Source organism: Pseudomonas gozinkensis (assembly GCF_014863585.1).
Classification (GTDB): domain Bacteria; phylum Pseudomonadota; class Gammaproteobacteria; order Pseudomonadales; family Pseudomonadaceae; genus Aquipseudomonas; species Aquipseudomonas gozinkensis.
The window spans coordinates 2,120,133-2,132,345 of the sequence record NZ_CP062253.1; the positions used below are offsets into that span (position 1 = coordinate 2,120,133).

Consider the following 12,213-nt stretch of genomic DNA (forward strand, 5'->3'; position numbering starts at 1 on the left):
CATACGCCAATCAGCCCACGAATTACGCCAAATGCCGAAAACCATCCACGTACTCGCATTCGCCAATGTGCAATTGCTCGATGTCACCGGGCCGTTGCAGGTCTTCGCCTCGGCCAACGACATCGCGCGCCAGCAGGGGTTGCCGGCGCCGTACGCGCCAACGGTCATCGCCAGCGGCGGTGGGGCGGTGAACTCTTCGGCCGGGTTGGCGATGCTCGCCGAACCGCTGCCGGAGCAGGCCAGCGATACCCTGATCATTGCCGGTGGCTGGGGCGTCTACGCCGCTGCCGAAGACGCCGAATTGGTGAGATGGGTGCGTGAACATGCGAATGGCTGCCGGCGCGTTTCTTCGGTCTGTACCGGTGCATTTCTGTTGGCGGCCAGCGGCTGGCTCGACGGGCGCCGGGTGGTCACCCACTGGACCCGATGCGAACAACTGGCGCAGCAGCACCCGCGCTTGCAGGTCGAACCCAATCCGATCTTCATCAACGACGGCCCGGTCTGGACCTCGGCGGGCGTCACCGCCGGCATCGACCTGGCGCTGGCCATGGTCGAAGACGACCTCGGTCGCGACATGGCCCTGGAGGTCGCCCGGCAACTGGTGGTGTTCCTCAAGCGCCCGGGCGGGCAATCGCAATTCAGCGTGACGCTGTCACTGCAAAAACAGGGCAACCGCTTTGATGATCTGCACGCCTGGATCGCCGAACACCTGACCTGCGATCTGGGCATCCCGACCCTCGCCGAACAGGCCGGCATGAGCGAACGCAGCTTCGTGCGCCACTACCGCGCCGACACCGGCCAGACCCCGGCCCGGGCCATCGAACTGATCCGCGTCGAAACCGCCCGCCGGTTGCTGAGCGATACCGGATTGCCGATCAAACGGGTGGCGGCCAATTGTGGCTTTGGCAGTGAAGAGACGTTAAGACGCAGTTTCCTGCGGGCCATGGGTGTGACGCCGCAGGCGTATCGGGAGCGGTTTTCGGTCAGCGCTGGAGCAGATCCAGTAATGCCTTGAGCGTCTCGCCCGGCGCTTCCTCGGGAATGTTATGCCCAACGCCGGCCAGCACCCGCCGCACATAAGGTCCGGTGAAGTGGTGCGCATCTTCATCGTCCACCGGCGCAGTGCCTACACCATCATCGGCACCGCACAACGAAATCGTCGGAACGCTGATCGCCGGTTGTTTCTCCAGTGCCTGCTCCACCCCTTCCAGCGCCGGATCGCCCGGCGCATACATGAAACGATGGCGATAAGAGTGAATCACCACCTCGACGAAATCCGGATTGTCGAACGCCGGTGCGCTCAGCGGATAACGCTCGGCGTTCCGCGCCCAGGTCGGCGACCACAACTGCCACAGCAACTCGCACAGCGCCCGACGATTCTGCGTCAGCCCTTCAACGCCACGGGGCGTATGGAAGTAATACTGATACCAGTAGCGATGCTCGCTCTGCGGATCCAGCGGCTGGATCGAGTTCGGTATGTCTTGCAGGTTGTAGCCATCGCCCGTCACCAACCCGCGCACCCGCTCAGGAAACAGCGCCGCCACAATGCACGCCGCCCGACCACCCCAGTCATAACCGCACAATGTCGCTTGCTCGATACCCAGTGCATCCATCAGATCCAGCAGATCCTGAGCCAGCGCCGCTTGCTGGCCGGAGCGCAGCGTGTCCGGGCTGTTGAAACGGGTCGGCCCGTAGCCGCGCAGGTACGGCACGATCACCCAATAGCCTTTGGCGGCGAGGGGCGGGGCGATTTCGTCGTAGGCGCGGGGGGAGTAGGGGAAACCGTGAAGCAGGATGACCGGCGTGCCGTTTTCCGGGCCGTGATGCTCATAGGCGATGGTCAGGCTTTCAGTCTTGCAAAACTGCATCACGGCTTGGGTCATACGAGATTCCTCAAGTTTCAGCTTCCGCCACCTGATTGAAATACTTGCTGCGATCTGGCGTAAACGTCACCACCATCTTCGTCCGCGAGCAGGTCATGACCCGCTCGGCACCCAGATCAATATCCAGATCTTCCCCGCGCAACCCTTGCCACTGCGCAAGGTATTTCAGCGATCCGTATTTTTCATTCTTCTTCAGGCTGCGACTGACCCCGCCTTTCCAGCCCAGCACCGGCAGTTCATCAGCGCTGCAGCGTTGAGCGAGGTCGGGGAAGCGGGCGGCGCGCTGGCGGCCGATTTCCCAGCATTTGATCAGGCCCTTGTCGGCGGCTTCCCACAGTTCGTCGCGCTTGAGGCCCGTGCGCAGTGGGGTGTCGATCTGGCGGTGGATGCGTTGGCTCATTCTGGTTCCTTGAATCGGGTTTTTATTGGACAGCTCCGCTGTGCCCGTTGCGGTGGATGGTAGGGGGGGATGTAACCGCTGGCAACAAGGTATTTCGGGGTGTAAGTACGAAGGATGGGGAAGGCTTGCAGGGAGGCTGACAAGTGTTTATCGGCTGTTAAACGCACGTGGCTGCAGCCAGATTGCTGTTGATAACCCGCATGGCCAATGTGCAACAGGATTCAGCGTTTGATGACTGAAGCGGGTATCAGGATGTTGACGTGTGGGAGGAAACCCATTGAGTCAGTCCTTTCCTACAAATGTTGAAGAGAAAGAGCATTTTTCTGACTGTGTCTGGTGCTTTTTCAGTTGGGAAGATCAGTAAATGGATGACGGAAAACGACCAGACATGACGAAGTCGCAGCGCGAATCGGTCATGTCCGGTCGCACAATTGCAGTTTGATCACACCATGAAAGGCGATTCCTGAATCTTTTTCAGGTACGGGATCAGCAGTTTGGCGTTGAACTCCGGCTCCTGTATGCCACTGCCTTCAAGAAAACGCTGGACGTTGGAACAACCCCAAAGATAGGTGTTTTGGTAAAGCTCCACGGTGGACTGATTGTCGACGATCTTGTCCCGAAACAGGCTCGACAGCGGATAAAGCGGGGCCCGTGGGTTGGTTTTCCAGAGATCGACCCAGTCGTTGAACGGCAGACGGGCGAAATTCAGGCCGCAATGGGTTTCCAGCCGGGCGAAAAAATCCTCAAGGGTCAGATTCTTCTCGGGCGAGGGGATGAGATTGAATTTTTTGCCGAGGGCCAACGGGTTTCGGCAAATACATCCGATTGCCTCGCAAATGTAGTCGACGGTCGTGAGCCCTTCGCGCAGGTTGGTCAGTGCGGGTATGGCCTTGAACGCCAGACAGGTCTGAATCAGACGGCTCCACCATTGATAGCCGGCGAATTCACCGGTGCGGCTGTCGCAAGTGGCGTAACCCAGCCGGAAGGTCATCAGTGGCAGGCCTTTTTCCCGGGCCAGATCGGCGATTTTTTCCATGACCCATTTGCTGCGCACATAACCCAGATCGGTCACGACGGCAGGCAGATTCTGATCGATGTCGTCATGCTCATACATCGTGGTTTTACCGGTGTGCAGATGACCCCAGCTGTACACCGAGATGGTCGACAGCAGGATCAAAGGTTTGAGTCGGCCTTGGGCGGCAAAGTCGATGACCTGTTTAAGCCCCTCAACATTATCCTTCTTCATGTGGGAATAAGGCTGAATGAAATTGACGGCGCTGGCGGAGTGATGAACGACGTCAATCAGTTCGCACAGCCGTGCATACAGCGTTTGCTCAAGGCCAAGTTGCGGTTCGGACAGGTCGGCCGGGAAGATGTCGATGCGCATCAGATCATTTGATTCGAGCCGGATTTTGTAGCGCTCAAGCGTGGCGATTACTCGTTGCTGGGCCAAAAGAGGGCTGGCGGCCCTCACTGGGCAATGGATCTTCGCGTCGGTAGTCCTCAACAGTGTTTCAAGCAGATGAACGCCAATGAAGCCGGTAGCTCCGGTGAGCATGATGTGTTTCGGCGCTGTCAGTTGCTGCTCGTTGAAACGGTCGGCGGGAGCGAAAGTCGGCGGCAGGTTTATATCGTCCTGCAGTGCGCGCACCGGTTCGCTTTGCGGTATCGGGGCACCGGCAATCCTCCTTCGACTCAGTTCTGCGGCCAAGGCTTTGATGGAGCAGAACTCGTAGAAGTCCCGGATGTACGCAGGGGCCTGAAGTCGTTCCGAAATGTCTCGCAGGACAGCCGCTGCCATCAATGAGTGGCCTCCGATCTGAAAGAAGTCATCGTCAGTGGTGAAGTCGGCGTGGCCCAGATGCTGCTGCCAGATGGCGGCGATGCGGGCCTCTGTTTCATTGGCGATATCGAATTTCGGCGCATCATTTGATGCGGCAGCGTAGCGTGCCTGAAGTGCCTGCTTGTCCGTTTTGCCATTGAGGGTGCAAGGAATGGCGTCCAGCAGAAAATAGCGCGCGGGCAACATGTAGTCCGGCACTTCTTTTTTCATGCCGATTTTCAAGGCACTGATCAGGTCGTTTGCCTGTGTATCAGCCGTGGCTACCACGAACGCAATCAGGCGTTTGCCGGCTGGCCCTTCGTTCGTGTCTATCCAGACGACTGCCGTCTTCACACCGGGCTGGCGCAAAAGAGCTGCCTCCACATCTCCCGGTTCGATCCGGTAACCGCGAATTTTCAACTGGTCGTCGTTGCGCCCCAGGTACTGAACGCTGCCGTCGGGCAAGAAGCGTGCGAGGTCGCCGGTACGATAAGCCCGCAGGTTGAGGGGTGGCAATGTGATGAAGCGCTGTGCGGTCAGTTCCGGACTGGACAGGTAGCCGCGCGCCAGGCATTGGCCGCTGATGTACAGCTCGCCAATGCTGCCCGCCGAAACGGATTCGAATTTCTCATCCAGAATGAACACTTGCGTGTCAGCGACCGGAAACCCTATCGAGGACACGCCGTGATCGCCGGACTGATCGAAAACCCGACACGTTGTATAGATCGTTGCTTCCGTGGGGCCGTAGTAATCCACCAATCTGTAGTTCAGGTCTTGTGTCTCGATGGACGGCAGTTTTTCACCGGCGGTAAACAGATACTGCAAAACCAGATTCGAGGTGTGGGGATGTCGGATCAATTCACTGACCAGAACCGTCGGAACATAGGCATGAGTGATCAAGTGTTCGCAGTAGAAATCGTGCAGCTCCGGAACACTGCTGCGTATTTCGTCCGGCAGGATGTAAAGGGTGGCGCCAGCGCACAATGGTGCCCAGATCTCCCATTGCGACACGTCAAAACCAACACCGACCATCAGTGTCGAGCGGCAGTCGCTTGTCATTGCAAAGTGCTCGTTGTGCCATTCGATCAGATTCAGCAGCGAGTGATGTTCAATCTCGACCCCTTTGGGCTGGCCGGTCGTGCCGGACGTGAAAATCACGTACACGACATCCTCGGGAGTGGGCATGCGCGATAGAGGCGCAGCGGATGATGGGTCCTCCAGAATTGCCTTGATTGAACGCTTGGGGACTGCACAATCCGTGGCATCGTCACTGTCTGTAACCAGCACGATTTCAGCCGCGCATTGATCAATAATGTTGCGCTTGCGGTTATCCGGCAGACGAGCATCGATCGGGACGTGACAAGCCGTGGACTTGATGACCCCAAGCTGGGCGACGATCAGCTCGATGGAGCGATGCCCGATGATGGGCACCCGCTGGCCCTGCGTGATGTTGTTCTGAATCAGAAAACCGGCGACCTTGTCAATTTCGCTGTCGAGCTCAGCGTAAGTGACCTGTCGTTCAGGGCAGTGCAGGGCAATGTGATGGGGAAACTGCTTAACGTTTTGTTTGAAAAGCTCCAGGACAGTTTGAGGTTGCATGATGACGCTCCGGTCAGTGCCCCGTCCAAACCGCATTTTGTTCTGTGTGGCCAAAAAATTGTGGGGCAGTTCTCATTTTAGAAAATGCTTCTGACCCAAAACCTTTGTTCCTAGAGTGTGTTTTTCTATGGATATTTCCATGGGAAATATAAGGAAGCCTTCAATCAAGGCTGCCAGTAATTCTTCTCCCCACTCAACTTGCGATCCAGAAAACTCGCCGCGCTGATCAGCGCCAGGTGGGTCAACGCCTGTGGCGTGTTGCCCAAATGCCGGCCACGGTTGTCGAATTCCTCCGCGTACAACCCCAACGGATTGGCGTAACGCAGCAGTTGCTCGAATTCCAGGTGGGCCTTTTCCACTTGCCCGGCGCGAGCCAGACATTCGACGTACCAGAACGAGCACGCAGCAAAGGCGCCTTCGGTGCCGGACAATCCGTCGATACCCGCATCGTCGTTGCGATAGCGATAAACCATGCCGTCACGCACCAGATGTTTTTCGATGGCTTCCAGCGTCGCCAGCCATTTCGGATCCTTGGCGCTGACGAAACGCACCAGCGGCATCAGCAGCATCGAGCCATCCAGCGCCGTGCCGCCCTGGTACTGCACGAAATGTCCGCGCTCTTCGTTCCAGAAGTTGTCCCAGATGTCGGCGTGGATCGCCTGACGGGTCTGGTCCCAGCGGGCAAAGGGCGCCGGCAGCGAACGTTTCGAGGCCAGGCGAATGGCCCGGTCCAGCGCTACCCAACACATCAGGCGCGAATGCAGGAAGTGATGTTGCTCACCGCGCATTTCCCAGATGCCTACGTCCTTGGTCTGCCAGGTCTCACAGACCTGATCGACCACTTCCATCACATGTTTCCAGCCTTCGTGGGAAATCGCGTCGCCGTATTTGTTGACCAGATAAACGGCGTCCATCAGTTCGCCGAAGATATCCAGTTGAATCTGGTTGTACGCGCCATTGCCGATGCGCACCGGTTTCGCGCCGCCATGCCCGGCCAAATGCGTGAGTTCGGTTTCCGGCAGTTCTTGGCGGCCGTCGATGGCGTAGAGGATGTTCAACTTCATCGACTGGCCGCTGCAATCGCTGACCCGTCCGCGCAGCCAGCGCATGTAGGCGTTGGCTTCGTCGACAAAGCCCAGGCGCATGAATGCGTAGACGGTGAAGGAGGCGTCGCGGATCCAGGTGTAGCGATAGTCCCAGTTGCGCTCGCCGCCGGGTGTTTCCGGCAGGCCGAAGGTGGCGGCGGCGAGGATTGCGCCGTGCTGGCGCGAGGTCAGCAGTTTCAGGGCCAGGGCCGAGCGGTTGACCATTTCCCGCCAGCGGCCGCGATAGTTGGACTGGCCGATCCAGTCGCGCCAGAACTTCAGCGTGCGTTCGATGCACAGTTGTGCGGCGCCTTCGGCGAAACGTGGGTCGTCGCTGGCGCCGAGCATGAATGCCGCCGTTTGATCCTGCTTGAGAGTGAATTGCGCGACGGCTGCGTCGTTATCGACGCTCAAGGTTTGATCCGAGGCCAGCCGAAGTGTTGGCTGCCCGCTGGCGCTGAACAGCACATCCTCTTTGTTGATGACGGCGCGGGTTTCAGCGCGGGCGTAGTCATGCCGAACGGCGCAGCGCAGATGAAACGTTGCCTGCCCGCTGACCACCCGCACCCGGCGCATCAACAGCGGCAGGGCGTCGTCGTTGTCGCCGATGGGCAGCAGGTCGGTGATTTCCACCACGGCGTGGTCGCTGAGCCAGCGGGTTTGCAGAACGTTGGTGTCCGGCAGGTAAATCTGTTCGCGCCGGGCATCGGGCAGGTCCGGAGCCAACTGGAAAATCCCCGCGTCGGGGGTATCCAGCAGCGAACAGAAGATCGACGGACTGTCGAACTCCGGCCAGCAGAAGAAATCCACGCTGCCCTTGTCATTGACCAGCGCTGCACTGCGCATGTCGCCGATGATGCCGTGGGCGTCGATGGGGCTTTGTCGTTCGCAAGGATGCTCAGCCATTGCCACGGAACTCCGGATAGAGGCTCATGCCGCCGTCGATGAACAAGGTGGTGCCGACGATGTAGTCGGAGGCATCGGAGGCGAGAAACACCACCGCGTTGGCCACGTCCTCGACATCGCCGATGCGACCGTAAGGGATGAGTTTGAGCAGGGCCTGGGCGGCGTCGCCTTCGGTGGCGTCTTTGTTGATGGCCGTGCGAATTGCCCCCGGCGCGATGCCGTTGATGCGGATGCGCTGCTGGCTGACTTCCTGGGCCAGGGTCTGCATCAATTGATCGACCCCGCCCTTGGACGCTGCGTAATTGACGTGCCCGGCCCAGGGAATGCGCTGGTGCACCGAACTCATGTGGATGATCTTGCCGGCGGCTCGCGACACGCCTTCGCGCACGCCCTGGCGGTTGAAGATCTGCAGCGCGGCGCGGGCGCAGAGGAACTGGCCGGTGAGGTTGACGCCGATCACCGCGTTCCAGTCGGCCAGCGACATATCCACAGCCGCCGCGTCTTTTTGCAGGCCGGAATTGGCCACCAGAATGTCCAGGGTGCCGAAGGCGTCGAGGGTCTGCTGGAACAGCCGCTCGACGTCATCTTCCTTCGAGACGTCGGCACCGATGGCGATGGCCTGACCACCGTCGGCGACGATCTGCCGGGCCAGCGCTTCGGCGGGCTCGGCCTGGCGGTTGTAGTTGATGACCACGGCGGCACCGGCAGCGGCCAGGGCTTTGGCGGCGCCGTGGCCGATGCCGGAACTGGCGCCGGTGACGAGAGCCACTTGGCGGGCGAGGGAAATCTGCATGCAGGGTCGCGCCTTGGGTTGAGGGCTTAATTAGCTGACTGATGAGCGGCGGCGAGAGTTCATCCGCGTACATGAAATGATCGACAGGTTTCTTTTGGGCGTTCCCGAGTACGCATGGGACGCGGAGCGTCCCGGGCTGCATTCCCACGCGGAGCGTGGGAACGATCAACGCCTCGGCGTGGGAGCGATCATCATGCGGCAGCGATTGGCCCTGCACGCCACAGGGACTTCACATTCCACCAACAATTGCGCGCTTCCCCGGCCGTCAGGCTTTGTGGCAACTTGGCCGCCCCTGATGAGGCTGCATCCGATGGCAAACCCTTACCGCGAACTGTTCAACGCCCCCGGCACCCGGGCTTTTGTGATTGCCGCGATGATCGCGCGCATGCCGATTTCCATGACTGGCATCGGCGTGATCACCATGCTTTCGCAATTGACCGGCGGCTATGCGTTGGCCGGCGGGGTGGCGGCGACGTTTGCGTTGGCCACGGCGTTTTGCGCGCCGCAGGTGTCACGGCTGGTGGACCGCTTTGGTCAGGGGCGGGTGTTGCCGGTGGCGGCGCTGATCGGCGGGGGCGCGCTGCTGATGTTGCTGCTGTGCACCCGTTTGCAGGCGCCGACCTGGACCCTGTTTGTCTGCGCCGCACTGGCCGGTTGCATGCCGAGCATGTCGGCGATGGCGCGGGCGCGCTGGACCGAAATCTATCGCGGCCAGCCGCAGTTGCAGACCGCGTATGCGCTGGAATCGGTGCTCGACGAAGTCTGCTTTATCGTCGGCCCGCCGTTGTCGGTGGGCTTGTGCGTCGGCGTGTTTCCCGAGGCCGGGCCGCTGGCGGCGTTGTTGATGCTGGCGATCGGCGTGACGGCGTTCGTCGCCCAGCGCAGCACCGAGCCGCCGGTGCATCCGCACGAATCGCAGCATCAGGGTTCGATCATTCGTTCGACCGACGTGCAATGGCTGCTGGCGTTGATGCTCGCCATGGGCGTGATTGTCGGCGTGGTGGATGTGGTCAGCGTCGCGTTCGCCCAGCAGCAGGGCCAGCCGGCGGCGGCGAGCATTGTGCTGTCGGTGTACGCCATCGGTTCCTGTCTGGCCGGTATCGCCTTCGGTGCAATGCGCTCGAAGCTGCCGTTGCCGCGCCTGTTTCTCTACGGCGGTCTGGCGACAGCGGTGACCACGCTGCCGTTGTTGCTGGCGAGCAACATTTTCGGGTTGGCCGTCGCGGTGTTCATCGCCGGGCTGTTCTTCTCGCCGACCCTGATCGTGGCGATGGCGTTGATCGAGCGCATCGTGCCACCGGCCAAACTCACCGAAGGCCTGACCTGGCTGGTGACGGGTTTGAGCATCGGCGTGGCCATCGGCGCTGCCGGTTCCGGCGCACTGGTGGATGCGTTCGGCGCGCGCAGCGGCTTCTGGCTGGCGATTGCCGCCGGGGCGGTGGTGCTGGGCTCTGCGGTGCAGAGCTTTCGTCACCTCAAATAATGGCGGTTACCAGCCCCGGCCCGAATTCACCCAGAAGTTGACCGACAGCGACGTCGACACCGACTCCACCTGATGGAACCAGCCTTCGGGCAGGAACAGCAGGTCGCCGGCCTCCAGCGTCACGCGCAGGAACGTCACGTTGCGTGCGGCGGGGAAGCGCTCATAGTCCGGCGCATCCGGGTTGAAATCGCAGCCATCCAGCCCACCTTCCGGCGCAGTGGACCAGGTGCCCAGCGCTTCGCGGTGGTGGGGCGCGGCGAGGGTGAACTTCTTCTGGCCCCAGACTTGGGCGAACAGGTTGTCGGAGTCGTCGCGGTGCAGCGGCGTCAGCGTGCCCTTGGGGCCGATCCAGATCCGTGGCGGGATGAACAGCGAGCCATCGAAGTAGGGCGGGTATTTGATCTGCTGCATCAGCGCGGCGGGCAGGATGTTGTTGCCCATGTAGGCCGGCGGCTCGCCGTCCGCACTCTTGGCCGCCGGGCTGTCCAGCGAAGCGATGAAATCGGCCATCGAGGTGGAGCGGAAATCCCGTTCGGTGGAGAAGGTTTTCTTCACGTAATCGCCGTGGCGGGTGATGCCTTGCAGTTCGGCGAAGTGCACCAGCGACTCTTCGCGGCTGAGCTTGAACAGTGGCCAGTCGTGCAAGGCATTGCTGATGACCAGCGGCGTGCCGAAGGGCAGGTAGCGCTCTTCGAATTCCTGAACTGACAACTCGCTGCGCGGCCGGCGCTCGACGACGGTCTGCACCGGTCGAGCGGCGGTGATGGTTTCACTGCGGCGCGGCGGGGTCGGATAGCGCTTGTTCATGTCGACTTTTTGCGCCGGTGCACCCCCGTGGCGGGCGTGGTCGATGATCTGCGGCAGCATCGTCGCCAGGCCCATGTTGCCGCCGATCTTCAAACGACCGCTGGCGAACAGCTCTTCGACGTTGGCGGTGCCGCTCATGATCCCGGCAAAATCGTTCGGCGCCACTTCAATGGTCACGTCCGGATTCGGGTGTCGACCGGCCTCGGTGCGGGTACTGGCCTTGACCTCGGACCAGCACGCCAGCTGTGGACCCAGCACGAATTGGAAAACGCCTTCGATGCCGACGGCGCCGGCATTGGCGAACAGCTTGCCCAGGATGGTCTGCAGGTCCACGGGGAATCCTCGTTGTTGTTTTGGCCTGAACGGTTAACGAGGGTTTGTGGGGGAAATTTAGCCACCGCCGACTAATTTGCCCTGCCGCTGATCCGTACCCTCTTGAAGAGACATTTTTTCGAGGGAAGCGTGGTGACCAAGTTGACCCTGCTGTGCCTGCCGTACTCCGGCGCCAGTGCCATGGTCTACAGCCGCTGGCGGCCGAAGCTGCCGCAATGGCTGCAATTGCAACCGGTGGAGCTGCCGGGGCGCGGCGCACGGTTCGACGAACCGCTGCACACCGACATGCGCGTACTGGCGATGCAACTGGCCAGGGAATTGCGCCCGGCACTCAAGACCCCGTATGCGTTGTTCGGCCACAGCCTGGGCGCATTGATGGCTTGTGAAATCGCCCATGCGCTGCGGGCGCTGGGCTGTCCGGAACCGGTGGCGCTGTTCGCCTCGGGCACCGCTGCACCGACCATGCGCGCCGATTACGACCGTGGTTTCGCCGATCCGAAGACCGACGCCGAGCTGATCGATCAGTTACGCACGCTCAACGGCACCAGCGAAGAAGTGCTGGCCAATGAAGAGTTGATGAGCCTGACCCTGCCGATCCTGCGCGCGGATTTCCTGCTGTGCGGCAAATTCCAGCCGTTGCAGCGCCCGTTGCTCAAATGCCCGGTGCACGTACTCGGCGGCAAGGCCGACAAGGCCACCACCGAACAACTGATCGGCTGGAGCAAGGAAACCTCCGGCAGCTTCTCGGTGGACATGCTGGCCGGCGGGCACTTCTTCATTCATGAGCACGAAGCCCGAGTGCTCAAGGTGATCAAGGATCAACTCGAGGTGCATCACCGGCGCCACAGCTTGATGGCTGCCGTCTAGCCCAACCTCCAACTCATCCTGAAAGCTGTGGGAGCGGGCTTGCCCCGGGCGGCGATCCGACGATAGCGATTTTTCAGTCAGCGCAGGGTTGACTGACAGACCGCTATCGCGAGCAAGCTCGCTCCCACAGTTGCTTCTGACACTTCTTCTCAATCGCTAATTTTTCCGGTCTGCATTCGTTTTATAGGGACGACGTGCCTTTGTGCTGCCTGCCTACTGATCCGGATGCCAAGAA

At 60.7% G+C, this 12,213-nt stretch carries 9 protein-coding genes; 3 read left to right on the forward strand and 6 right to left on the reverse strand.

What is annotated here, in order from left to right:
- The first annotated feature begins 31 nt into the window (after positions 1 to 31).
- The gene (locus IHQ43_RS09590) at positions 32 to 1,015 is read left to right on the forward strand and encodes a GlxA family transcriptional regulator (RefSeq protein WP_192564148.1); all 984 of its coding nucleotides are present in this window, start codon (positions 32 to 34) and stop codon (positions 1,013 to 1,015) included.
- Here the strand turns inward: IHQ43_RS09590 and IHQ43_RS09595 are convergent.
- From IHQ43_RS09595 to IHQ43_RS09615, 5 genes are all read right to left on the reverse strand, one after another.
- Positions 984 to 1,883 (reverse strand): alpha/beta fold hydrolase, encoded by a 900-nt coding sequence (locus IHQ43_RS09595; protein WP_192564149.1) that lies wholly within the window; start codon positions 1,881 to 1,883, stop codon positions 984 to 986. The genes IHQ43_RS09590 and IHQ43_RS09595 overlap by 32 nt on opposite strands.
- Positions 1,884 to 1,893: 10 nt before the next feature.
- Positions 1,894 to 2,283 carry a hypothetical protein gene (locus IHQ43_RS09600; RefSeq protein ID WP_192560197.1) on the reverse strand — a complete coding sequence of 130 codons (390 nt, stop codon included), beginning with the start codon at positions 2,281 to 2,283 and terminating at the stop codon, positions 1,894 to 1,896.
- Positions 2,284 to 2,725: 442 nt separating this feature from the next.
- A complete protein-coding gene (locus IHQ43_RS09605; RefSeq protein ID WP_192564150.1) occupies positions 2,726 to 5,704 on the reverse strand; it encodes an amino acid adenylation domain-containing protein in 2,979 nt (992 codons plus the stop codon).
- A 164-nt stretch (positions 5,705 to 5,868) separates the two neighbouring features.
- A complete protein-coding gene (locus IHQ43_RS09610) occupies positions 5,869 to 7,695 on the reverse strand; it encodes a glycoside hydrolase family 15 protein (RefSeq protein WP_192564151.1) in 1,827 nt (608 codons plus the stop codon).
- Positions 7,688 to 8,488: a glucose 1-dehydrogenase gene (locus tag IHQ43_RS09615; RefSeq protein ID WP_192564152.1), complete on the reverse strand. Its 801-nt coding sequence runs from the start codon at positions 8,486 to 8,488 to the stop codon at positions 7,688 to 7,690. The genes IHQ43_RS09610 and IHQ43_RS09615 overlap by 8 nt, the downstream gene beginning before the upstream one ends.
- A gap of 310 nt (positions 8,489 to 8,798) precedes the next feature.
- Here IHQ43_RS09615 and IHQ43_RS09620 point away from each other — a divergent pair, with 310 nt between their 5' ends.
- Entirely contained in the window at positions 8,799 to 9,971 is a 1,173-nt protein-coding gene (locus IHQ43_RS09620; protein WP_192564153.1) for an MFS transporter, read from the forward strand.
- 6 nt (positions 9,972 to 9,977) lie between these two features.
- On the opposite strand, the gene IHQ43_RS09625 is transcribed toward IHQ43_RS09620, so the two are convergent.
- A complete protein-coding gene (locus IHQ43_RS09625; protein ID WP_192564154.1) occupies positions 9,978 to 11,111 on the reverse strand; it encodes a cupin-like domain-containing protein in 1,134 nt (377 codons plus the stop codon).
- Positions 11,112 to 11,240: 129 nt separating this feature from the next.
- On the opposite strand from IHQ43_RS09625, the gene IHQ43_RS09630 reads away from it, so the two are divergent.
- The gene (locus tag IHQ43_RS09630; RefSeq protein ID WP_192564155.1) at positions 11,241 to 11,978 is read left to right on the forward strand and encodes a thioesterase II family protein; all 738 of its coding nucleotides are present in this window, start codon (positions 11,241 to 11,243) and stop codon (positions 11,976 to 11,978) included.
- Positions 11,979 to 12,213 lie beyond the last annotated feature (235 nt).